Consider the following 23952-nt stretch of genomic DNA (forward strand, 5'->3'; position numbering starts at 1 on the left):
CCGACGTCGACCTCGGCCCGAACCGACAAAGCCTTTGGCCTGACGGGCCGTTCCCCTTTATCAACTAGGAGAGTTGATGTCCCAGTCTCCCTGGTACCGGTCCACACGACCGGTCTGGCGGAGCGGGCGCAGACGGGCGGCGCTGGTCCTCGGACTGGCGCTGTCCATCGGTCTGCTCCCGCAGTACGTGCCCGAGGCCACGGCCGACACGGGCCTGACCAAGCCGAAGACCCAGACGAACCTCGACGACCCGGTCCGGGGCGAGAACGCCACGGCCAAGACCTTCAAGAAGACCGACCAGGCGAAGAAGGCGGCCGTCAAGAAGGCCGACACCACGCACTGGCCGGCGGCGGGCAGCGCGGACCTCACCCTGTCCGGCAAGGCGGCCAAGGCCAAGGGGCTGCCGGTGACCGCCAAGGCGGCCGGCGGTACGAAGGCGGCCGACTCCGTCCGCGTCCAGGTCCTCGGCCGTAAGGCGACCGAGGCGGCGGGCGTCGACGGCGTCCTGTTCACCGTGGCCCGCAGCGACGGGGACGCGGCGCAGGGCGCGGCCCAAGTCGCCCTGGACTACTCGGACTTCGCGGACGCCTACGGCGGCGGCTACGGCTCGCGCCTCCAGCTCGTCCAGTATCCCGAGTGCGTCCTGACCACGCCCGAGAAGAAGGCGTGCTCGACCCCGACGTATCTGAAGAGCACCAACAACGCGGCGCAGCAGACGCTTTCGGCGACCGTCCAGGCGGCGGGCGACACCTCGGGCCCCTCCAGCCAACTGCTGGAGGCGTCCGCCGACTCCTCCGCCACCGTCCTCGCGGCCACCGCGAGCAGCGGCGGCGAGGGCGGCGACTACAAGGCGACGAGCCTGGCCGCGTCCTCGCAGTGGGGTGTGGACACCTCGTCGGGCGCGTTCACGTGGAGCTATCCGCTGACGACGCCTCCGGTCCCCGGCGGCCTCCAGCCGACCGTCGGACTGAGCTACAACTCCCAGTCCATAGACGGCCAGACGGCGACCACGAACAACCAGGGCTCGTGGATCGGCCAGGGCTTCACCTACGACCCCGGCTACATCGAGCGCAGCTACAAGGCCTGCGCCGACGACGGCCACGACGACACCAACGGCGACCAGTGCTGGGCGTACGACAACGCCACGATCGCCCTCGCCGGCGGCACCTCGGGCCAGCTGATCAAGGACGACACGACCGGCGCGTGGCGGATCAGCTCCGACGACAACTCCAAGGTCGAGCACCTGACCGGCGCCACCAACGGCGACAACAACGGCGAGTACTGGAAGATCACGACCGGCGACGGCACCCAGTACTTCTTCGGCCTCGACCAGCTGCCCGGCTACGCGAGCGGCAACGAGGAGACGGCCTCCACCTGGACGACGCCCGTCTACGGCGACGACTCGGGCGAGCCCTGCTACAACGCGACGTTCGCCGACGCCTACTGCACCCAGGCCTGGCGCTGGAACCTCGACTACGTCGTGGACCCGCACGGTGACGTCATGTCGTACTACTACGGCACCGAGACGAACTACTACACGCAGGGCCTGAAGACCACCGAGAACGGCAAGGCGTACATCCGCGGCGGCTACCTCAAGCGCATCGACTACGGCCAGCGCGCGGGCAAGGTGTACTCCACCAAGCCGGCCGCGCAGGTCGTCTTCACCACGGCCGAGCGCTGCATCGGCTCCCTGACGGACTGCTCCGCAGCCGCGCTCACGGACTCCACGGCCGCCGACTGGCCGGACGTCCCCTGGGACCAGAACTGCAAGGTCGACACCAAGTGCCCCGGCCAGAACTCCCCGACGTTCTGGACCCGCAAGGAACTGACGAAGGTCACCACACAGATCCGTACCGGTGACGCGACCTACACCCCGGTCGACGAGTGGAGCCTCACCCACGTCTTCACCGACAACGGCGACGGCTCCAAGTCCCTCTGGCTCAGCAAGATCGACCACACGGGCAAGGTCGGCACCGATGTGTCCGTGCCCTCCGTGGAGCTGTACGGCACCCAGCTCGCCAACCGCGTGGACACGACCGGCGACAACCTTCAGCCGTTCTACCGCTTCCGCCTCTCCGGCGTGGTCAACGAGACGGGCGGCGCGCTCAGCGTCAACTACGCCGACACCCAGTGCACGACGAGCACCGTCCCGGCCGAGGACTCCTCCACCAAGCGCTGCTTCCCGGTGAAGTGGGTTCCGCCGGGCGCGACGGACACGATCGTCGACTGGTTCCACAAGTACGTGGTCGCCTCGGTCGTCCAGACCGACCTCACCGGCGACACCGCCGACCAGGTCACCTCGTACACCTACGGCGGTGACGCGGGCTGGCGCAAGAACCCGGCCGACGGCATCACCAAGGACGAGGACCGCACCTGGAGCGACTGGCGCGGCTACGGCAAGGTCACCGTCGTCACTTCCGACGGCACCAACTCCGCCGCCAACACCAAGACCGAGCACGTCTTCTTCCGCGGCCTCGACGGCGACGTCGACAAGGACGGCGACGCCCGCTCGGCGAGCGTCACCGACTCCAACGGCGTTTCCTACGAGGACACCGACTGGAAGTCCGGCCAGGAGCTGGAGACGATCACGTACAACGGCTCCGCGGTCACCGAGAAGTCGGTGACGGTGCCGTGGACGAGCGTGACCGGGACCCAGACGGAGAGCTGGGGCGCGCGCAAGTCACGCTATATGTCGACGGGTTCGACGGACACGTACACGGCTCTCGCGGTGGGCGGCTGGCGGCACACCAAGTCGACGACGACGTACGACAGCACGACCGGCCGGGCGACCCAGGTCGACGACGACGGCGAGGTCGGCGTCGCCGACAACCAGTGCACCCGCACCGAGTACGCCGACAGCGCGAGCCTGCACCTCTACGCGTACGTCTCGCGGGTGGAGAAGGTCGGCGTCGACTGCTCCTCCACCCCCGACCGCACCAAGGACGTCATCTCCGACGACCTGACGTACTACGACGGTTCGACGACGCTGGGCGCCGCCCCGACCAAGGGCGACGCGACCACGACGAAGCGGCTCTCGGCGTACAGCGGCACGACGGCGACGTACCAGACGACCGCCGTGACGACGTACGACGACTACGGCCGCCCGCTGGTCGCGAAGGACGCGACCACCGCGTCCTCGTCGACGCAGTACACGTCCTCCACCGCCTACACGGACACCTACGGCCTGGCCACCAAGTCGACGGTCACCAACATCGACGGCTGGACCACCTCGACCGAGTACGCGCCGCAGTGGGGCCTGGCGAGTGCCAAGGTCGACATGAACGGCAAGCGCACGGACCTCGCCTACGACGGTCTCGGCCGCCTGGTGTCGGTCTGGCTCCCGGACCGCCCCAAGGCGTCGAGCTTCACCGCCTCCCTCAAGTACGAGTACCTGGTGCGCGGGAGCGACGGCCCAACTGCCGTCCACACGCAGAAGATCCAGGCCGACGGTGCGACGTACGGCAGCGAATGGTCTTTGTACGACGGCTATCTGAGGCCACGTCAGGAACAGACGCAGGGCGCGGGCGGCGGACGTATGGTCGCCGACACGCTCTACGACGGCTCCGGCCGCGTGGTGAAGGTCAACGACACCTACTACGCCTCGGGCGCCCCGTCGGCCACCCTCTTCGACCCGGTCAACGCCGACCTGGACGCGACGACGGTCACGGAGTACGACGGAGCGGGCCGCGCCACGGCGTCGGTCTTCAAGGTCCAGGGCACGGAGAAGTACCGCACGACGTACGCGTACGGCGGCGACCGGGTCACCACGACCCCGCCGGCCGGCGGCACGAAGACGACGGTGGTCACGAACGCCCGGGACCTGTCCACGGCCCAGATCGCGTACCCGACGGACGGCCCTGCGGTCACCACGTCGTACGGCTACAACCCGGCCGGTCAGCTGACGAAGGTCACGGACGACCAGGGCAACAACTGGTCCTACACATACGACCAGTTGGGCCGCCAGAAGACGGCGGTCGACCCCGACACGGGTTCGTCGTCCTTCACGTACGACGACCTGGACCGGCAGACGTCGGCCACGGTCAACGGCGACAAGACGTCGACGCTCTACGACGAGCTGGGCCGCGCGGTCTCGACCTGGCAGGGCGAGGCGACGACCGGCACCAGGCTCTCGGTGACCAAGTACGACACGGTCGCCAAGGGCGAGTTGTACGGCGTCTACACGTACAAGGACGGCGCGGTCTACTCGTCGGTGACCTATCCGGTCCTCGACGAGACCAACGACTTCAAGCCGACCTCGACGAAGTACTACCTGTCGAAGACGGCCGAGCCGCAGCTCGGCGGCACCTACGAGTACACGACCCAGTACAACCGCGACGGTTCGGTCCAGGGCGAGGGCCTGCCCGCGGCGGCCGACCTGTCCGGTGAGTCGCTGGGGTACGTCTACGACGACCTCCAGCGTCCGGTGGGTCTCAACTCATCGCTGGGAGGCCTGAGTTACGTAACGGACGCGTCGTACTCGCCGACGTCGAACCTGGAGCAACTGGAGCTGTACACCGGTGAGTCCACGGCGAAGAAGACGTGGATCACCAACACCTTCGAGCAGGGCACGGACCGCCTGACCAACTCGCGGGTGGACGTGGAGGGAGCGTCGAGCGTCGCGTACGACGCCGACTACACGTACGACGCCTCCGGCAACGTCCTCTCGATCGCGGACACCCCGACCGGGGGCACGAGCGACGTGCAGTGCTTCACGTACGACGGCCTCCAGCGGCTGTCCGACACGTGGACGTCGTCGGTGACGCCCAACGGCGCGAAGGGCACGGGCAGTTCGGAGTCAGCCTGCGCCTCGGGCGCGTCCTCCTCGACGGTCGGCGGCGTCTCGCCGTTCTGGACGGAGTACGGCTACGACACGCTCGGCAACCGCAAGAGCGAGACCCGGCACGGTCTGAACGGCGCGGCGACGTCGACCCGTTCGTACGTCTACGGCGACGGCTCCGGCCCCAACGGCACGGACTCGGGCCCGCACACGGTGTCGTCGGTGACGACCAAGACGGACGCCACGGCCACGACCCCGCAGGTCACCTCCCAGGACTCGTACACGTACGACGCGTCGGGCAACACGGCGACGCGGGTCCTGTCCGGTGACACCCAGTCCCTGACCTGGGACAAGCAGGGCGAGTTGACCACGGTCACGAACGCCGACGGGACGGTGACGTCGTACAAGTACGACGCGTCCGGTGAACGGCTTCTCCAGGACGCGCCGACGGAGAAGACGTTCTACCTGCCCGGCATGGAACTCCACTACGACAAGTCCACGGCGAAGGTCACGGCCACCCGGTACTACAGCTTCGGCGGCGCGACGGTCGCGATGCGGGAGGCGGACGGCGTCCACTTCCTCGCCTCGGACCACCAGGGCACGGCGGAACTGGCGGTCGACGCGAAGACGGGCACGACGACGCGGCGGCGCACGGACCCGTTCGGCAACGCGCGGGACTCGTCGTCGTCCTCCTCGACGGGTTGGGTGAACGACAAGGGCTTCGTGGGCGGCACGATCCAGGCGTCCACGGGTCTGACGACGCTGGGTGCGCGGGAGTACGACGCCGACACGGGCCGGTTCATCTCGGCGGACCCGATCGTCGACTACACGGACCAGCAGCAGATCAACGGGTACGCGTACGCCAACAACAGTCCGGTCTCCAAGAGCGACCCCACGGGTCTGGAGAGCTGCTTCCCGGACTTCACCTGCACCGCGAAGACCATCAAGACCATCAACGAGACCGGCACGGCCTCGACTTGGGACGACTCCGGCAGCGGAAACGGGGGCACGAACAACAACGCCACCTCCTCCTCACCGGCCAAGGCGAAGGCGGACGAGGCCCGTAAGAAGGAGGACGCCGCCAAGGCGAAGGCGATCGCGATCGCCAAGGAACTCGGCAAGATCATCGCCGACGAACTGGGGATCACGGACGCGCTGGACTGCTTCACGACGGGCAGCCTCGGCTCCTGCGGCGCGACCGCGGCGAACGTCGTCACGTCGCTCATCGGCGGCGGCCCGATCGGCAAGCTGGTCTCGAAGTACTTCTGGCGGGTCGACAAGGCGTATGCGCTGGGGAAGCGGATCGTCGGGCTGGGCAAGAAGCTGTGGGACGGGTTCAAGGACTGGAAGAAGAGCAAGAAGGCGGCGGAAGCGGCCGAGGACGCCGTCAAGGCCTGCAAGGTCCCCAACAGCTTCACCCCCGGCACCAGTGTGCTGATGGCCGATGGTTCGACGAAGAAGATCGAAGACGTCGACATCGGCGACAAGGTCCTCGCCACCGATCCGGAGACGGGTGAGGCCAAGGCCGAGAGTGTCACGGCTCAGATCCAGGGCACGGGACTCAAGCACCTCGTCAAGGTCACCGTCGACATCGACGGCGAGAAGGGTTCCAGAACGGCGTCGGTCACCGCGACCGACGGACATCCCTTCTGGGTAGCGGAACTCGGTCAGTGGATCAAGGCCACCGATCTCACGTCCGGATCCTGGCTGCGCACCAGTGCGGGAACGCATGTCCAGATCACCGCAGTGGAGCGGTGGACGGTACTGACCGCTACGGTGTACAACCTCACCGTCCGTGACCTGCACACGTACTATGTGCTAGCGGGGGATGTATCACTCCTCGTCCACAATGCGGGTAGAAAGCCCGGACAACGGCCGAATTATGACGCTGAAGGGCCGCACACCACGTTTCAGCTCGATGGAACGACGGGTCGAGTGAAAAAGTATGCAGAATGGGCGCCGCAATCGAATCCTCGCAATCCTGCTCCATTCGAACTGGTGAAACGGTTCGACTTGCAAGGACCCCCTCATACGAATGCGGACGGCACAAAGATCGAAACGCCGCACATTAATTCGCCGAATGGTGGCGATGCGCGTGCCCTCGAAGATTGGGAGAAGCCGCTTGGGTGTCCGTGAGGAGGATAGAGGAATGAAATTCATCCAGTCGTGGTACGCGTCCAATTGTGATGGGGAATGGGAGCACGAGTTCGGCATCAGGCTAACAACGACGGACAATCCCGGATGGCATGTCGAGATTGATGTCTGCGAAACGAACCTGGAGGGTGTCCTTGTTGAGCGTTTCAGGCGCGACCTTGCGGGAGGAGGGTGGATGATTGCTTGGAGTGATGGAAACGTACTTCAGGCTGCGTGCAGTCCGCTCTCACTCAGTGATGTCGACGGATTCTTCAGAAAGGTGACTGAGGAGTCTGGGGCTACTCCTGGGGGGCTCCCTAGCTGAAGTCGCAATGCTCTGGAGCCCGCCGTATTCGGCGGGCTCCAGAGGCAACGGTGACGTCAATGGCGATAGCCTGACAAAGGGTAGTTGAAGTGGGGGAGGGGAGCAGCTCGGCGTTCACCGCCAGCGTCGCGACGGTGACCTTCACGCAGGCCGGGGCGGAGTCCGCCGTCGCCGCCACGTACGGCAGCGGGAATGAACTCCCCTTGCCGCACTCGGAGTTCGTCGCGGCGGCTCCGACAGTGTCGGGGCCGAGGCTGCGTCGACACTGGTCCACGTCGAGGGCGAGCTGACCCCCACCGTCCAGTACGGCAGCGCGAGCCGCCCACCGGTCAGTGCCGGGCCAGCGATGGGGCCGTCACTCGTCACCCGCACCAGCCGGTCCACGCCCAGCAGTCGGACGTATGCCCACACGTCGTGAATCCCGCGCTCCAGCGGACGCCGGCCCGCCGCTCGGGGGCGAGCGACAGCCGCCCGACGGCGACCAGCTGCGAACGGCCGTCGCCGAGCGGGCGCAGGCGTATTTCCAGGTCGCCCTCCGGGTACCACCAGTCCTCGCGGTCCTGGTCCTTGACCACCAGCTCCGCGTGCGCCAGCCGGAACGGGTCGCGGACTTGCCCGCTCTCCTCGGCGCCCGGCACTCCGTCGAGCAACTCCGGGTTCAGGTACAGCGTTTCGTCCCGCTCGACGAGGACCAGTGGCTCGCCGTCCCCGCGCAGAAGGTTCAGCGTGACGTCGGCGACCAGACGGCCGTCCTCCTCGCGCGGTCCGCCGATCTCGTTGCGGGCCTTCACCTCGCTGGCGCGCTCTGCGAGGGCCACAGCGCCTTCGGCGTCTAGTGCAGCCGCTCAAGGGCCTCCGGCACGAACGTGTCGTCGTGGCCGACGAAGTGGATGTACTCGCCCGGGGCGTGCTACGTGCCGAGGTTGTGCGGGGTGCCCGGCCGGCCCGAGTTCGGCTGGGTATGCACCTGGACGTTGGGAGCTCCGGCGGTGGTCTTCTCCAGCTGGCTCAGCGTGTCGCCGTCGAGCGTCCAGAGCTACTGGGGTCACACCGGCGCAATCGACGCCGGCTCCGGCACCTGGGCCGCGTTCAAGAACTTCGCCAACGCCGTCTGACGGTGACAACGCCTGAAACAACGGCCGTTCATGAGTGCGACCCGTCCTCGCTAGGGAGGGGACGGGGCACACTCATGAACACCGCCAAGAACCTTCAGAGCTTCTCCGGCGTCCTGATCCCCAGCAGCGCCATCCCCCGCTGCAACGTCCGCGCCGTCAAGTCCACCAGGAACAGGCGGTTCTCGACGACCTCCGGGGCGTTGTCGGGCGACAGCACGTGGCACTGGTCGTAGAACGTCGTGAGCGTGGACGCCAGTTGGTACAGGTACGCCGTCAGCTTGTGCGGGGCGTACTCCTTGGCCGCCTCCGCCACCACCTCGCTGAACTGGTCCAGGTGCAGGCCCAACGCCCGCTCCGCCGGGGCCAGTTCGAGCTCCGGGTGAGCTGAGGGCCGGGCCCCGCCCGCCTTGCGGAGGATCGACTGGATACGGGCGTACGCGTACTGGAGGTACACCGACGTGTCACCGCTCAGCGACACCATCTGGTCCAGGTCGAACTTGTAGTCCCGTACGGCGGACGTCGACAGGTCGGCGTACTTCACCGCGCCGATGCCGACGTCACGGCCGTTCTCGACGATCTCCTGCTCGGTCAGGCCCACCTTCTCGGCCTTGTCCCGGACGACCGCGGTGGCGCGCTGGACCGCCTCGTCGAGGAGGTCCTCCAGCTTCACCGACACACCCTCACGCGTCTTGAACGGCTTGCCGTCCTTGCCGAGGATCGTGCCGAACGCCAACTGGTACGCCGTCACGTCGTCGTTGAGCCAGCCGGCCCGCTTCGCGGTCTCGAAGACCATCTTGAAGTGCAGGGACTGGCGCACGTCGACGACGTAGAGGAGGTTCGTCGCCTTCAGGTTGAAGACCCGGTCCCTGATCGCGGACAGGTCCGTCGCCGCGTAGCCGTAGCCGCCGTCGGACTTGCGGACGATCAGCGGGGTCGGGTTGCCGTCCGGGCCCTTGATCTCGTCGAAGAACACGCACAGCGCGCCGTTCGAGATCGTCGCGACCCCGGACTCCTCCAGGAGGCGGCACGTCTCGTCCAGCATGTCGTTGTACCCCGACTCGCCGACGATGTCCGCGTCCCGGATCTCCATGTCCAGCTTCTCGAAGACGGAGAAGAAGTAGATCTTCGACTCGTCCACGAACTTCTGCCACGCGGCACGGGTGTTCGGCTCGCCCGCCTGGAGGTCGACCACCCGGCGCCGGGCCCGCGTCTTGAACTCCTCGTCGGAGTCGAAGAGTTTGCGTGCCGCCTTGTAGAGCCGGTCGAGGTTCGACATCGCCTCCTCACCGGTGATCTCCGCGTCGCCGTGGTCCAACTCGCCCGGGTGCTCGTCCAGATACTGGATCAGCATGCCGAACTGCGTTCCCCAGTCGCCGATGTGGTGCCGCCGGACCACCGACTCGCCGGTGAACTCCAGGAGTTGGACGAGGGCGTCGCCGATCACCGCGGAACGGAGGTGACCGACGTGCATCTCCTTCGCCACGTTCGGCTGGGCGTAGTCGATGACCGTCGTGCCGGGGTGGGCGGCGAGGGGTACACCGAGGCGGTTCGTGTCGTCGGCGTAGCGCTCCGCGAGGTTCCGGGTGATCGCCTGGTCGGTGATCGTCACGTTCAGGAAGCCGGGGCCGGAGACCTCGATGTCCTTGATCACGTCACCGGTGACGACGTTCGCCACGACCTGGGTCGCCAGCTCCCTGGGGTTGGCCTTGGTCTTCTTGGCGAGGGCGAGGATGCCGTTCGCCTGGAAGTCGGCACGGTCACTCCGTCGCAGCAGGGGGTCCGCGTCGGCCTCCGGCAGGGTTGCCGTGAGGGCGGTCGCGAGGTGCTGGTGGACTTGGTCGGTGAGTGACGTGACCGAGGTCATGGGGTGGTAGCCGTTCTCCTCGTGGGTTTGGTAGACACGGTCAGTATCCCACGGGGGGTGAAGCGGTTTTTTTGGCCGCGGGCCGGTGGGGGCTGGTCGCGCCCCGCGGCGGAGCCGCATATCGATACAGCCCCGCGCCCCTTGAAGGCGGCTGCGCCGCCATCCAAGGCTCGCGCCTCGCCTCAGCCCCAGCACTCCTTCACCCCGCGAACCCTGATGCCGTTAGGGGCGCGGGGCTGTATCGATTTGCGGCTCCGCCGCGCGGGCGCGACCAGCCCCCACCGGGCCCGCACCCCGCACACAACCGAAGCCACCCACCCCCAACCCGGCCCCACCCACAGTCACGGGCTTGGAAAAGGCGTTTTCGTGGAAGTGAGGTCGCCTGGGACAATGAAACGGTCAGTCGTGCGACCGTACCGGCTGCCCCGTGCCAGAAAGAAGGACGTGCCGATCGTGGCTCAGAGCACCGAGACCACCGACTGGGTCTCCCGTTTCGCGGATGAGGTCATCGAGGAGTCGGAGCGTCGGGCCCCCGGCAAACCTGTCGTCGTCGCGTCCGGACTGTCCCCGTCCGGCCCCATCCACCTCGGCAACCTGCGCGAGGTCATGACCCCGCACCTCGTCGCCGACGAGATCCGCCGCCGGGGCCACGAGGTCCGGCACCTCATCTCCTGGGACGACTACGACCGCTACCGCAAGGTGCCCAACGGGGTGGAGGGGACGGACGCCAGCTGGGCCGAGCACATCGGCAAGCCGCTGACCTCCGTACCGGCCCCGAAGGGCTCCGCCCACCCGAACTGGGCCGAGCACTTCAAGGCCGCGATGGTCGCCTCCCTCGCCGAGCTGGGTGTGGAGTTCGACGGGATCAGCCAGACCGCGCAGTACACCTCCGGCGTGTACCGCGAGCAGATCCTGCACGCCATGAAGCACCGCGGCGACATCGACGCGATCCTGGAGCAGTACCGCACCAAGAAGGCCCCGCCGAAGAAGCAGCAGCAGAAGGCCGTAGACGCCGCCGAGCTGGAGGCCGAGGCCGGGTCCGGTGCGGCCGAGGAGGATGACGGCAGCTCCGGTTCCGCCGGGTACTTCCCGTACAAGCCCTTCTGCGGCAGCTGCGGCAAGGACCTCACCACCGTCACGGCGTACGACGACGACAGCACCGAGCTGACGTACGTCTGCACCGAGGACGGCTTCACCGAGACCGTCCTGCTCAGCGAGTTCAACCGCGGCAAGCTGGTCTGGAAGGTCGACTGGCCGATGCGCTGGGCGTATGAGGGCGTCATCTTCGAGCCGAGCGGTGTCGACCACTCGTCCCCGGGGTCCTCGTTCCAGGTCGGTGGGCAGATCGTCGGGATCTTCGGCGGCGAGCGGCCCATCGGGCCCATGTACGCCTTCGTCGGGATCAGCGGCATGGCCAAGATGTCCAGCAGCAAGGGCGGGGTCCCCACCCCGGCCGACGCGCTCCAGATCATGGAACCGCAGCTGCTGCGCTGGCTCTACGCCCGCCGCCGCCCCAACCAGTCCTTCAAGATCGCCTTCGACCAGGAGATCCAGCGGCTCTACGACGAGTGGGACAAGCTGGACGGGAAGGTCGCGGAGGGCGCGGCCCTGCCCGCCGACCTCGCCGCGCACGCCCGTGCCGTGCGCACCGCCGCCGGTGAACTCCCGCGCACACCCCGGCCGTTGCCGTACCGGACCCTCGCGTCCGTCGCCGACATCACCGCCGGGGCCGAGGACCAGACGCTGCGCATCCTCAGCGAACTGGACCCCGCCCACCCCCTGTCCACCCTCGACGAGGTCCGCCCCCGGCTCGACAAGGCCGAGGCCTGGATCAACACGCACGTCCCCGCCGACCAGCGGACCATCGTGCGCGAGGAACCCGACACGGAACTCCTCAAGTCCCTCGACGAGCCCTCCCAGCAGTCCCTACGACTCCTGCGCGACGGTCTCGCCGACCACTGGTCCCTGGACGGCCTGAGCCACCTCGTCTACGGCGTCCCCAAGGTCCAGGCCGGCTTCTCCGCCGACGCGACCGCCAAGGAACTCCCGCCGGAGATCAAGACCGCCCAGCGGACGTTCTTCGCCCTCCTCTACCACCTGCTGGTCGGTCGTGACACCGGGCCGCGTCTGCCCACTCTGTTGCTCGCGGTCGGGCAGGAGCGGGTGCGGAGGCTGCTGGGGGAGTAGGAACACCGGCAACGACGAAGGGCCCTCTTCCGAGGGCCCTTCGGTCGTTTCAGGCGATGTGTTCTTCTTCGAGTTGTGCCGCGTGACGGGTGGTGAAGCGGGTCACCATCCGGTCGGCCTCGCGCGAGGGCAGCCTGATGCTGTACGTCGCCTCGACGTCATCCCTGAACTGGCCCGCGGTGGGATAGCCGCTGCCGCCGTTTATCGACTTCTTGAAGACGAGGTAGAAGTCCTCGTCGGTCGGCTCCGTGCCGCCGCCCGCGCCCAGTTCACGGGTACGGCCCGGGCCCGCCGGGATCGGGAACGTGCCCGTGTCCTCCGGCGAGGGCTCCGGCTCGGGGAGCGGGGGCTCCTCGAACTGCTGCCGGGGGAACCCCTGTTGCTGCGGGAACGGCTGCTGTTGCTGCTCGAACCGCTGCTGCTCCTCCTCGTACTGCTGGAACTGCTCGGCCTGCTGCTGCTCCGCGTACCACTGGCGGTAGGCCGAGTCCGGGTCGTACGTCGGGTCGTAGCCGCCCTGGTACGCCACCGTCTGCGGGTCCCGCGCCTGGAGCCACTGACTCTGCGGCTCGGGGTGGTCCGCCGGCTGCTCGGGCTGCTGGTGCTCCTCGACGGCGGGGAGTTGCTCGCGGACCGGTGCCGGGGTGTTCTGGACGGCCGGTGCTGTCGGCTGCTCCTGCTCGCGAGCCGGCTCCAACTGCGGGGCGGGGGGCAGCAGTACGGGTTCGATGCCCGCTGCGGCCAGGCCCGAGGGGGCCGTCTCCGCGAGGGGGACGCCGTAGCGGGCCAGGCGCAGCGGCATCATCGACTCCACCGGGGCCTTGCGGCGCCAGGCGCGGCCGAAGCGGGAGTGGAGGCGGGCCTGGTAGACGAGGCGGTCCTGCTCCAGCTTGATGACCTGCTCGTAGGAGCGCAGCTCCCACAGCTTCATGCGGCGCCAGAGCAGGAACGTCGGGATGGGGGAGAGCAGCCAGCGGGTGAGCCGGACGCCCTCCATGTGCTTGTCGGCCGTGATGTCGGCGATCCGGCCGATCGCGTGCCGGGCCGCCTCGACGGAGACCACGAACAGGATCGGGATCACCGCGTGCATGCCGACACCCAGCGGGTCCGGCCAGGCCGCGGCGCCGTTGAACGCGATCGTCGCGACCGTCAGCAGCCACGCCGTCTGGCGCAGCAGCGGGAAGGGGATCCTGATCCAGGTCAGGAGCAGGTCGAGGGCGAGCAGGACGCAGATACCCGCGTCGATGCCGATCGGGAAGACGTACGCGAAGTTCCCGAAGCCCTTTTTCAGGGCGAGTTCGCGCACGGCGGCGTACGAACCGGCGAAGCCGATACCGGCGATGACGACCGCACCGGAGACCACCACGCCGATGAGCACCCGGTGCATACGTGTGAGCTGAATGGGCGCGGACACCCGGACTCCCCTCCCCTTACATGTTGTTGCGCGCAACAGGGTGGCACATGTGTGCGGCGTCCTGGGTGCCGGTCTGTCAGGAGCCCGACCCGCGAAGGGGCCGGGCTTCGTCAAAACGCTTCATTGACCTGCGAGTTGACCTGCGAGTTGAGGCCCGAACGTGATGTGGATGTGACGGTCAGCTCTTCTTGGTGGCCGAGGGGGAAGGAGAGGCGCTCGCGCCCTTGGACGCCGACTTGGAGGGGGAGGGCGAGGAAGAGGGGGAGGTGCCGGTGTCGCTTCCGGTGCCGCCGCCCGTGCCGTTGGCCGACGTGACCGCCGCCACCGCCTCCTTCACGGCCTTCTCCGCCGCCTTCGTCAACGTGTCCGCGCTCGGCGCCTTCTCGCCCGCGAGGCCCGCGCCGTTGTAGTCGATCGTGACGACCACGTTCTCGACCCGCGCCACCACCGTCTGCTGCTTGAAGGCGCCTTCCTTCTTCTTCAGGTCGTAGCGCACCGCCGTCGCCTCGTCGCCCGCACCCGCGACCGGCTCCGACTTGGCGTTCTTCGCGCCGGTGACGGACTGCGCCTCCTGCACCTGCTTCGCGTAGTACGCGGCGGCCAGCTTGTCGCCCTCGCCCTGCGTCTGCGAGGAGTCGAACCGCAGCAACGACACGTTCAGCCAGCGGAACTGCGAACCCTTGACCCCGTTGTTGTCCAGGCTCGTCCAGGAGCAACTGCCGCGCGACGCCACGTCGCTCGACGTGCCCTCCTTGCCGGACTTGGCGCCCTTCGGCACCAGGTCGGTCAACGTCTTCTTCGACAGCACCGCACACGGCTCGGGCAGCTTCTGGTACGCCGCCGCCTGCACCGTCGGAGCGGCGGTGGCGTCGGCGGAGGTCGTCGCGCCGAGGCCTGCCGTCTCCTTGCCCGCGCCGTCGCCGGAGCCGGAGTCCGAGGAGCAGCCGGCCGCGATCAGCATCACCGGGACGGCGGCCGCGCAGACAAGGAGGCGGCTCAGACGCTTCGCCCGCTGCTGGTCACTGTGCTCTCGCTGTGCTGGTTGATGCATGGTTCCTTCACTCATGACGCTCGTGGTTCCTGCCGTCGGATCGGGTCCGAGGGGCCACGGTACGCGGTGAGTCAGCTGTGCGGTCTCCGTTCACGGCCTTTGCGTGACCCCGCGAACGGCCCTCCCGGACGCCTCAGCCGTTGAGCGAGTCGGCCAGTTGCGCGGCCAGTTTCCGCGCCCTGTCCTGCATGTTCTGGCTGTCCGGCACGACACCGACGGTCGCCGGCTGCTCCTCGTACTCGATGGTCACAATCACGTTGGACGTGCGAAACACCACAGTCACCGTGCGCTGCTGGGCCGTTGAACCCGAACTGCTCAACGCGTCGTCGAGGAACGCCTCGTCACCGAGATCGGCGAGGGTGCGGGGCTGGAGTCCGGTGGGGGAGGCGGAGACGGAAGCGGAGGCGGAGGTCGAGCCGGAGGCGGACGTGGAGGACGAGGAGGTGGAGGTGGCGGAGGACGAGGGGGTGGCGGAGGCGGAGCTGGAGGGCGTCGCGGAACCCGACGCCGATCCGGCCCCGGACCCGGACGCCGATGCCGAGTCCGACCCCGACGCGGAGTCCGACGCCGTGGCGCTCGCCGTCGGCTCCGGGAGATCCGCCGCCGTCTCCTTCGTCGCGAAGATCGTCTGCGCCTGGTTGTCGTCGCTCACGGCGTTCTCGTAGGACACCACCCGCTCGAAGTCGACCAGCAGGTGGTCGGTCGCGTCCGTGGACTCCACCTTCCACCGGCAGCCCACCTTGCGGTCCGTGTCGTACGTCAGCGTCGCCTCGCCCGCGTACGCCGTCTCGCGCTGCTCCGCGTCCGTGATCTGCTTGATGCCGGGGAGCAGGGAGTCCAGCGTGCCGTGGCCGACCACGCCGCAGGGCTCCGGAAGCGTGCGGTACTTGCCGGGCTGGGCCACCGCCGTCGCCGTACCGGCCTCGCCCGGGTTCGCGTCGTCCGTCGTACCGCTGTCGGCCGAGCCGCTCGTGCAGCCGGCCAGCAGCGCCACGAGGAGCGCGGCGGTGCCGGGTACGTAGGCCTTCCGCTGCACGGTCGGGCTCCTCTCGACGGGGTGTCGGGTGAGTGTCGGACGGTTGCGGGGTGGGGGGTGTCGGCTGTGTTCCGCGCCCCTCGACCCCTTCAACGATCCAGGGTCTGCCAGTGTCCCCGCTGGTTAATCGCTTGCCGCACCGGGGGACCCCCTGGAGACAATGTCTATCGCACGTACAGCTGTTGACGCCGGTCCGCTGTCCCTTTCGTTGACCTTGGCGCCGGTTTTGCGATGTATGGCTTTTGAGCTTTTTTGATTACCCACGGGGGAATGAGGGCGATATGTCGTACGTGGAAATGCCGGGCGCGAAGGTCCCGATCCGCATGTGGGCCGACCCGGCGACGGTTGAGGAGGGCGCGCTCCAGCAGCTGCGCAACGTCGCGACCCTGCCGTGGATCAAGGGCCTGGCGGTCATGCCGGACGTGCACTACGGCAAGGGTGCGACGGTCGGTTCGGTCATCGCGATGCAGGGCGCGGTGTGCCCGGCGGCGGTGGGGGTCGACATCGGCTGCGGAATGTCCGCGGTGAAGACGTCACTCACGGCGAACGATCTTCCCGGCGATCTGTCGCGGCTGCGGTCGAAGATCGAGCAGGCGATTCCGGTGGGGCGGGGGATGCATGACAGTCCTGTGGAGCCGGGGCGGTTCTACGGGCTGGCTACTGGGGGGTGGGACGACTTCTGGGGGCGGTTCGACGGGGTTGCCGAAGCGGTCAAATTCCGTCAGGAACGTGCCCAAAAGCAGATGGGAACGCTCGGATCCGGCAACCACTTCACAGAATTGTGCATAGATGGCGACGGTTCGGTCTGGCTCATGCTCCACTCCGGATCCCGGAACATCGGCAAGGAACTGGCCGAGCACCACATCGGCACGGCCCAGAAGCTCCCGCACAACCAGGGCCTGGTCGACCGCGACCTCGCCGTCTTCATCGCGGACACCCCGCAGATGGCGGCGTACCGCAACGACCTGTTCTGGGCGCAGGAGTACGCGAAGTACAACCGCACGATCATGATGGCGCTCCTCAAGGACGTGATCCGCAAGGAGTTCAAGAAGGCGAAGCCGACCTTCGAGCCGGAGATCTCCTGCCACCACAACTACGTGAGCGAGGAGCGTTACGAGGGTGTCGACCTGCTGGTCACCCGTAAGGGAGCGATCCGCGCCGGCTCCGGCGAGTACGGGATCATCCCGGGTTCGATGGGGACCGGTTCGTACATCGTGAAGGGCCTCGGCAACGAGAAGTCCTTCAACTCGGCCTCGCACGGCGCCGGTCGGCGCATGAGCCGTAGCGCGGCCAAGCGTCGCTTCTCGGTGAAGGACCTGGAGGAGCAGACACGGGGTGTGGAGTGCCGTAAGGACTCCGGCGTCGTGGACGAGATCCCGGGCGCGTACAAGCCGATCGAGCAGGTCATCGATCAGCAGCGGGACCTTGTCGAGGTGGTGGCGAAGCTGAAGCAGGTTGTGTGCGTGAAGGGCTGAGCTCCGCAGCTCTGCAACTCCTCTGAGATCGCTGTGAATTCGCGGCCTATTGCTGTGGATTTCCGTCGCCGTCGCACGTCAAATGCGTTCTCCATTCACGCGCTCGATCAGCGAAAGCATTGGTTGCACGCGCCCCTCATTGCTGGCCTCGAAATTCGCTGTGATGCTGCCCGGGTGTTAGCCAACCCCCACCCGCAGCGTCTCGGAGGACAGCACATGATTGAACGGCAGGGGAATCAGAGCGAGTTGAGTCGGCGGACCGTTGTGGCCGCCGGGGCGGTCGGCGTCCTCGCGGCGACCGCCCTCGGCAGTGCCACCTCGGCCCAGGCCGCCACTAAGGCTTCCGGTGGGCTGAAGGTCGGTGTCGGCAAGGCCACGTTCACGCCCGCCGCCTCGCTGTTGCCGCTGGACAACTTCACCGCCGTGCACGACGACCTCAACGTCCGTGTCCTGCTGGTGGAGTCCGGGTCCCGGCGTATCGCGCTGGCCGTGCTGGATCTGACCTCGATCAGCGCGGAGGCGATCGCGCTGATGCGGGACGCCGTCACCGCGGCGACCGGTATCGCCGCCGCGAACATCATGGTCACCGTCACGCACTGCTTCTCCGCGCCGCATGTGCAGGCGAGTTCGTCGTCGGCCGGGGCTGCCGCGTATGTGCAGAACATCGTCGGCGCCACCAAGTCCGCCGTCGCCGACGCCGTGAAGAACCTCCAGGACGCCGAGGTCGGCTACGGTTCCGGTCGGGTTGACGTCAACGTCAACCGCAACGTCCTGACCGCCGACGGCTATTGGCTCGGCGTGAACGAGCAACTGCCGTCGGACAAGGGCGTGTACGTCGCCCGGTTCAACGACCTCGACGGCAACCCGATCGCCGTCCTGGCCAACTACAACGTGCAGTCCTGCGTGATGCAGGACTCCGTCATGGCCGACGGCACCCTGCCGATCACCGCCGACCTCGCCGGCGCGGCCATGACGCACGTCGAGGCGCAGTACCCCGGTGCCGTCGGGTTCTGGCTGGTGGGCGCGTGCGGTGACCAGTTCCCGGCGTACCGTTCGAAGCGGTACACGATCGACAAGGACAAGGGCTGGACCTACGGCGTCGATCTGCACGACGCCGGGTTCGCGCTGCTGACCGCGCAGGGCGAGCGGCTCGGGAACGAGATCGTGCGGGTGGCGCAGGGGATCGGCACGTACGAGAGCGGTAAGCAGGTCGTGGTGCGGCTGGTCACCGACGACATCACCACCACCCAGGTCACCGGCCCGCAGGCCGGCGCGCCCACCAAGACCGTCACCTTCACGCCCACCGGTACCGCCCAGGTGCCGCTCTGGGTCTTCCAGGTCGGCAAGGGTGTCTTCGCGGGTGTGGAGCCGGAGTTGTCCACCACGACCGCGACCGCGATCCGTGAGAACTCGTCCTTTTCCAGCACGTTCGTCATGTCGATGTTCGAGGGCGGCGCCAAGAACATGCCCGACAAATGGAATTTCGACCACGTCACCTATGCGGCGGTCGACGGCTTCTATATCGAGGGCACCGCGGAGAAGGCGGCTTCCCGAATCGGTCGCGTCATCAAGTCCCTGAACTGAATCGAGGCCAAGGTCATGGCTACAAGGCGCGCCTTTTTAGGACAGGTTCTGGGGACGGCCATGGTGGCCACCACGGGCCTTGCCGCTTGTGATGCGGATTCGAAGTCGGATTCGGGGAGCGGAACCAGCCACATGAAAAGCGCCACCGCCCTCACCAAGGTCTACGGCGACGGCCAGAAATTCATCGCGGTCGCCGTCGAGTACGACACCGAGATCGACACGTCCAAGCTCTCGGTGTCCTCCTTCGAGGTCGAGGGTCGTACGGTCACCAAGGTCTACGCCAACTCCCGCGCGGCGACGGCCGATCAGGGCACCGACGGCACGTACGTCATCGTCGAACTGTCCGCCGATGACGAGAGCGCCCTGCTGTGGGGAGGCGTGGGGTCGGGCGGCGGGGGCGCGCCGGGGACCGCTCAGCCGTCGGCGTCGGCGTCGGCGTCGGCGTCGGCTTCGGCTTCGGCTTCGGTGTCGAGCGAGCCCTCGGCGTCCTCTTCGAGCAGCCCCTACGTCATTCCCGGTCCGCAGGTGGGCTCGACGGGCGGACCGGCCACCATCAAGGCGGCGAAGGGCACCGTCACCCAGGCCGGCACCGTCACGACCACCGGCGGCACCGGCTACGCCGCCGGTGACACCAAGGTCGGCACCAGCAGGACGGTGAACCTGATCGTCGACGACTTCGAGCAGTTCACGTACAAGGACTCGAAGACCGGCAGGTCGCTGCCCTACAACCTCTACATCCCCAAGGGCTACGACCGGACCAAGTCCTATCCGCTCGTCCTCTTCATGCACGACGCGAGCCTGATCACCACGACGGTGCGGGCGACGCTGGTACAGGGCCTGGGCGCGGTGTGCTGGGCATCCCCCGAGGACCAGGCCGAGCGCCCGGCGTTCGTGCTGGCGCCCCAGTACCCGGAGGTGGTCGTCGGCGACGACTACAAGCCGACGACGCTCTTCGACACCACGGTCGACCTGGTCAGGTCACTGACCGCGAAGTACAGCATCGACACCGATCGCCTGTACTCCACCGGCCAGTCCATGGGCGCGATGATGACCCTCGGCCTGAACATCAAGTACCCCGACCTCTTCGCGGCCTCATGGGTCGTCGCCGGCCAGTGGCCCTCCGCCCAGGCCGCGCCGCTGGCGCAGAAGAACCTCTGGGTCACCGTCTCGCAGGGCGACACCAAGGCCTATCCCGGAGAGAACGCCATCATGGCCGTCGTGGAGAAGGCCGGGACGAAGGTCAGCCGCGCGGTCTGGGACGGTCAGTCCAGTGCGGCGGAGTTCGCCGCGGACGTCAAGGCCATGGCGGCCAAGGGCACGACGGTCAACTACGCCACGTTCAAGAAGGGTTCGACCCTGGCTGGAGGGAAGGCGAACGCGAACGGCGTCGAGCACAACTCGACTTGGCCGATCGCCTACACCATCGAGGACATCCGGGCGTGGATCTTCCAGCAGCGGAAGGCCTAGCGGAGATCTGGATGGCCAACTAGTGGGCTGCGCCTACTTGTTCGGGGCGTGCGTCACCGCGTAGATCATCACGAACGCGACGATGTGGATGCCGAAGAGGAAGTAGCCGAGGAAGTACCAGACCTTGCGCTCGTTCCTGGTCTCCTCGGCCAACCGGCGCTTGTCCAGGGTCTCTTGGGAGTTGTCCGGGCCAACTGGACCGGCCGGGTCGCCCTCTTGGTCGGGCATCACAGCTCCCGGTGGACCTTGGTGTTCGAGGCCTGGGCGCGGGGGCGGACGACGAGGAGGTCGATGTTGACGTGGCTGGGGCGGGTGACCGCCCAGGTGATGGTGTCGGCCACGTCGTCGGCGGTGAGGGGCTCGGCGACGCCCGCGTAGACCTTCGCCGCCCTCTCCGCGTCGCCGCCGAAGCGGGTCAGCGCGAACTCGTCCGTCTTGACCATGCCGGGCGCGACCTCGATGACCCGCACCGGGGTGCCGACGATCTCCAGGCGCAGGGTCTCGGCGAGGACGTGGGCGCCGTGCTTGGCGGCGACGTAGCCCGCGCCGCCCTCGTACGTGCCGTGTCCCGCCGTGGAGGAGACGACCACGACCGTGCCGTCGCCGCTCGCGGTGAGGGCGGGGAGGAGGGCCTGGGTGATGTTCAGGGTGCCGAGGACGTTCGTCTCGTACATCGTGCGCCAGTCGGCGGGGTCGCCGGTCGCGACCGGGTCGGCGCCGAGTGCGCCGCCCGCGTTGTTGATCAGGACGCCGATCGTCTTGAAGGCGGTCGCGAACTCGTCCACGGCGGCCCGGTCGGTGATGTCCAGGGCGTACGCCGTGGCCTGGCCGCCGGTCGTGTTGATCTCCTCGGCGAGCGCCTCGATGCGGTCCTTGCGGCGGGCGGTGAGGACGACGCGGTAACCGGCCGAGGCGAGCTGCCGGGCGGTGGCGGCGCCGATTCCACCGCTCGCCCCGGTGACGACCGCGATACGGGAGGCGGCGGACGGTGCGGCGGTGGCCATGGGCTGCTCCTCGGGACGGATCAACGAGATCGATCGTATGGATCAACGAGATCGTGTGTACGACTCCGTCCAGGATAGGGGGGCCGGTTCCGGGGGGCCGGGTCAGTTCCCCCTGGGCGCCCACATGATCACGGCCATCCCGGCCAGGCAGATCAGGGCGCCGGTGATGTCCCAGCGGTCGGGCCGGTAGCCGTCCGCGACCGCGCCCCAGGCCAGCGAACCGGCGACGAAGATCCCGCCGTAGGCCGCGAGGATGCGGCCGAAGTGGGCGTCGGGTTGGAAGGTGGCGACGAAGCCGTAGACGCCGAGGGCCATGATCCCGCCGCCGATCCACAGCCAGCCGCGGTGTTCGCGCACCCCCTGCCAGACCAGCCAGGCGCCGCCGATCTCGAAGACGGCGGCGACGACGAAGAGGGCTGCGGAGCGGAGGACGAGCATGGCCGCCATCGAATCACGCCGCCTGTCACCTGATGGACGGCGCCTGTCGCACGCTCCGCGTGGGATACATCCGTACGACCACCATGGCGGTGTGCAGCCGTGGAGGCGTGGCGTACTGAGGAGCGGATGGCATGCGGGTACTACGGGTACTACGGACTCTTGCTGTAGGGGCTGCCGTGCTGGCGGTGACGGGCGCGGCCCCTGGGCTAGCGGGTCACCCGGACATCCCGGGCCCGGAGGCGGATCTCGCGTATCACGGCTCCGCGTCCATGACCGGCGGCCGGGTCGACGTGCGGTTCACCCCGCGCAACCACGGCCCGTCCGCGGTGCCCGACGCGACCGTACGGCTGCGCTGGTCGAAGCCGCTCGCGGACGCGCAGACGCTGCCGACGGGGTGTGCGCGGTCGGGGGAGCGGGTGGTGGTGTGCCGGACGGGTGCGCTGGCCGCGGACGCGGTGGGCGAGCGGATCGAGCTGCGGGTACGGCTGCGGGACGCGTCCTCCGAGGTGCTGCTGGAGCTGGACACGGTGTGGGGCGGGGGCGCGGTGGACGGGAACCGGGCCAACGACCAGCAGCGGGTGCTGGTCCTGGACACCGGTGACACGTACTACTTCTGAGCCCCACCCCTAGTACTGCGGAGCCAGGCCCGCGAGCGCGTCGTACGATCTCGATCTCCGCACGGCACCTACGGCACGTACGGAACGGCACAGGCGACGAGGGGTATGACATGTCCGGGAACGCGCGGGCGCGGCTGCTGGACGAGTTGTCCTCCGTATCGCGCCGGTACATGGCGTCGTACGCCCTGTTCAACCAGGCCGTCGCCGACCGGCTCGGGCTGCACCCCACCGATCTGCAGTGTCTGAACCTGCTCGCGCTGGAGGCCGGGCCCGTGACCACGGGCCGGGTCGCCGAGCTGACCGGCCTGACGACCGGGTCGGCGACCCGGCTCGTGGACCGGCTGGAGCGGGCCGGGTACGTCGTCCGGGAGCGGGACGCGGAGGACCGACGGCGGGTGCTGGTGGCGACCGTGCCGGAGAAGATCACCGAGTTCGGACGCATGTGGAACCGGCTCGGCGGCGGCTGGTTCACCCTGTTCGACGACTTGGACGACGCCGAACTCGCCGTGATCGTCGGGCACATGAGGCGGACGGTGGAGTTCAGCGGGCGGCAGATCGCGCGCTTGCGGGCGGGGGACGTGTAGCGCCGGAGGCGCCGAAAACCCGTTGAGCGGCGCCGTCGTGCGCCGCTATCGTGCTGCCGAATCCAGTCGTCTGAGCGAGGACGTGCCGCTTTGTACACCGTGTGAGACCTCCCGAGTGCTGATCTGTCGCGCGTCGCGCCTGTGCGCCGCGCCCCTTTCTGCTGCGGACTTCTCACCGGAACCGGTGTACCTCTGTGCTCACGACCTGGTTTGTCATGCCCACCCACCTTCCGCTCATCCTCCGCCGTTGCCACGCGTGCGCGTCCGAACGCTTCCGGGCGAACGGCAAGTTCCGCGTCAACGCCCACCACAAGCTCATCGACGCGTGGCTCCTCGCGCTCTGCACCGGCTGCGGGGACACCACGAAACTGACGGTCCTGGAGCGGGCGAACGTGCGCTCCGTACCACCCGGACTACTGGACCGGCTGCACGCCAACGACCCGGCCCTGGCAGCCGAGTTGCTCCAGGATCCGGTGCTGCGGCGCCGTAATCGCATCGCCCTCGACTGGGACGGCGCCTGGCGTCTCGACACCGGCGGAACGGACTTCATGGACCGCGAGGTGATCGAGGTGTCGGTGTGCTTCGCGGCGCGGATCCCGGTCCGGCCGGTGCGGCTGATCGCCGAGGGGTGCGGTCTGTCGCGGGCCGAGGTCGGGAGGCTCATCGAGGAGGGGAACCTCGTGTCGGTGGTCCGGCTGAGCGCCAGACTCACCGGCGACTTCACCTTCACGCTCAAGCGCTGAGTGCTTCTCGGGAGCGGGGCCGGGGCCTGTCCGGCGGGATCGGATCCTCGGATCCGCCGGACAGGCCCTGAGAGACCCCTAGGGGGAGGCTCCACCTCGCGTCTCCACCCGGAAATCCACCCGTGGGTCCGGGAGCTT

The 23952-nt window shown here is 68.2% G+C and carries 19 protein-coding genes; 11 read left to right on the top strand and 8 right to left on the bottom strand.

Annotated features, from left to right (window positions below; genetic code table 11):
• The first annotated feature begins 76 nt into the window (after nucleotides 1-76).
• The 3 genes from OG588_RS28785 to OG588_RS28795 all read left to right on the top strand — a co-directional run bounded on the left by OG588_RS28785 (nucleotide 77) and on the right by OG588_RS28795 (nucleotide 7525).
• On the top strand, nucleotides 77-6913 hold the full coding sequence (locus OG588_RS28785) for a polymorphic toxin-type HINT domain-containing protein (protein ID WP_405949813.1): 6837 nt from the start codon (nucleotides 77-79) through the stop codon (nucleotides 6911-6913).
• Between the two features lie 13 nt (nucleotides 6914-6926).
• Entirely contained in the window at nucleotides 6927-7235 is a 309-nt protein-coding gene (locus OG588_RS28790; RefSeq protein WP_405949814.1) for an Imm53 family immunity protein, read from the top strand.
• 134 nt (nucleotides 7236-7369) lie between these two features.
• Nucleotides 7370-7525: a hypothetical protein gene (locus tag OG588_RS28795; protein ID WP_405949815.1), complete on the top strand. Its 156-nt coding sequence runs from the start codon at nucleotides 7370-7372 to the stop codon at nucleotides 7523-7525.
• Nucleotides 7526-7597: 72 nt separating this feature from the next.
• Here the strand turns inward: OG588_RS28795 and OG588_RS28800 are convergent, their stop codons facing one another.
• Entirely contained in the window at nucleotides 7598-8053 is a 456-nt protein-coding gene (locus OG588_RS28800) for a hypothetical protein (protein WP_405949816.1), read from the bottom strand.
• Nucleotides 8054-8167: 114 nt separating this feature from the next.
• Between OG588_RS28800 and OG588_RS28805 the strand changes: the two genes are divergently transcribed.
• Nucleotides 8168-8350: a hypothetical protein gene (locus tag OG588_RS28805; protein WP_405949817.1), complete on the top strand. Its 183-nt coding sequence runs from the start codon at nucleotides 8168-8170 to the stop codon at nucleotides 8348-8350.
• 94 nt (nucleotides 8351-8444) lie between these two features.
• Here OG588_RS28805 and argS read toward each other — a convergent pair whose 3' ends face one another.
• Nucleotides 8445-10214, bottom strand: coding sequence for an arginine--tRNA ligase (argS, locus tag OG588_RS28810; RefSeq protein ID WP_405949818.1), 1770 nt, complete (start codon nucleotides 10212-10214; stop codon nucleotides 8445-8447).
• 444 nt (nucleotides 10215-10658) lie between these two features.
• On the opposite strand from argS, the gene lysS reads away from it, so the two are divergent.
• Entirely contained in the window at nucleotides 10659-12401 is a 1743-nt protein-coding gene (gene lysS, locus OG588_RS28815; RefSeq protein WP_405949819.1) for a lysine--tRNA ligase, read from the top strand.
• Nucleotides 12402-12450: 49 nt separating this feature from the next.
• Here lysS and OG588_RS28820 read toward each other — a convergent pair whose 3' ends face one another.
• The 3 genes from OG588_RS28820 to OG588_RS28830 form a co-directional block, all read right to left on the bottom strand.
• Nucleotides 12451-13788, bottom strand: a complete 1338-nt coding sequence (locus tag OG588_RS28820) for a DUF2637 domain-containing protein (RefSeq protein WP_405953240.1) — start codon at nucleotides 13786-13788, stop codon at nucleotides 12451-12453.
• Nucleotides 13789-13993: 205 nt separating this feature from the next.
• A complete protein-coding gene (locus tag OG588_RS28825) occupies nucleotides 13994-14881 on the bottom strand; it encodes a DUF3558 domain-containing protein (RefSeq protein ID WP_405949820.1) in 888 nt (295 codons plus the stop codon).
• Nucleotides 14882-14999: 118 nt separating this feature from the next.
• Complete coding sequence (locus tag OG588_RS28830; protein ID WP_405949821.1) at nucleotides 15000-15902, bottom strand: DUF3558 domain-containing protein; 903 nt, start codon at nucleotides 15900-15902, stop codon at nucleotides 15000-15002.
• 281 nt (nucleotides 15903-16183) lie between these two features.
• Between OG588_RS28830 and OG588_RS28835 the strand changes: the two genes are divergently transcribed.
• The 3 genes from OG588_RS28835 (at nucleotide 16184) to OG588_RS28845 (ending at nucleotide 20428) form a co-directional block, all read left to right on the top strand.
• Nucleotides 16184-17377 (top strand): RtcB family protein, encoded by a 1194-nt coding sequence (locus OG588_RS28835; protein WP_405949822.1) that lies wholly within the window; start codon nucleotides 16184-16186, stop codon nucleotides 17375-17377.
• A gap of 216 nt (nucleotides 17378-17593) precedes the next feature.
• Complete coding sequence (locus OG588_RS28840; protein ID WP_405949823.1) at nucleotides 17594-18961, top strand: hypothetical protein; 1368 nt, start codon at nucleotides 17594-17596, stop codon at nucleotides 18959-18961.
• A 132-nt stretch (nucleotides 18962-19093) separates the two neighbouring features.
• The gene (locus OG588_RS28845) at nucleotides 19094-20428 is read left to right on the top strand and encodes an alpha/beta hydrolase-fold protein (RefSeq protein ID WP_405949824.1); all 1335 of its coding nucleotides are present in this window, start codon (nucleotides 19094-19096) and stop codon (nucleotides 20426-20428) included.
• A gap of 33 nt (nucleotides 20429-20461) precedes the next feature.
• Here the strand turns inward: OG588_RS28845 and OG588_RS28850 are convergent, their stop codons facing one another.
• The 3 genes from OG588_RS28850 to OG588_RS28860 all read right to left on the bottom strand — a co-directional run bounded on the left by OG588_RS28850 (nucleotide 20462) and on the right by OG588_RS28860 (nucleotide 21870).
• Complete coding sequence (locus OG588_RS28850; RefSeq protein WP_405949825.1) at nucleotides 20462-20656, bottom strand: hypothetical protein; 195 nt, start codon at nucleotides 20654-20656, stop codon at nucleotides 20462-20464.
• Entirely contained in the window at nucleotides 20656-21432 is a 777-nt protein-coding gene (locus OG588_RS28855; RefSeq protein ID WP_405949826.1) for an SDR family NAD(P)-dependent oxidoreductase, read from the bottom strand. Before OG588_RS28855 ends, OG588_RS28850 begins: the two co-directional genes overlap by 1 nt.
• A gap of 102 nt (nucleotides 21433-21534) precedes the next feature.
• Nucleotides 21535-21870, bottom strand: a complete 336-nt coding sequence (locus tag OG588_RS28860) for a YnfA family protein (protein WP_026151077.1) — start codon at nucleotides 21868-21870, stop codon at nucleotides 21535-21537.
• A gap of 131 nt (nucleotides 21871-22001) precedes the next feature.
• On the opposite strand from OG588_RS28860, the gene OG588_RS28865 reads away from it, so the two are divergent.
• The 3 genes from OG588_RS28865 to OG588_RS28875 all read left to right on the top strand — a co-directional run bounded on the left by OG588_RS28865 (nucleotide 22002) and on the right by OG588_RS28875 (nucleotide 23814).
• Entirely contained in the window at nucleotides 22002-22487 is a 486-nt protein-coding gene (locus tag OG588_RS28865) for a hypothetical protein (RefSeq protein WP_405949827.1), read from the top strand.
• A gap of 110 nt (nucleotides 22488-22597) precedes the next feature.
• A complete protein-coding gene (locus OG588_RS28870) occupies nucleotides 22598-23071 on the top strand; it encodes a MarR family winged helix-turn-helix transcriptional regulator (RefSeq protein WP_398854598.1) in 474 nt (157 codons plus the stop codon).
• A gap of 215 nt (nucleotides 23072-23286) precedes the next feature.
• On the top strand, nucleotides 23287-23814 hold the full coding sequence (locus OG588_RS28875) for a DUF1062 domain-containing protein (protein WP_405949828.1): 528 nt from the start codon (nucleotides 23287-23289) through the stop codon (nucleotides 23812-23814).
• The last annotated feature ends 138 nt before the right edge of the window (nucleotides 23815-23952 follow it).

This window comes from Streptomyces prunicolor (genome assembly GCF_045162825.1).
Taxonomy (GTDB): Bacteria; Actinomycetota; Actinomycetes; order Streptomycetales; family Streptomycetaceae; genus Streptomyces; species Streptomyces prunicolor.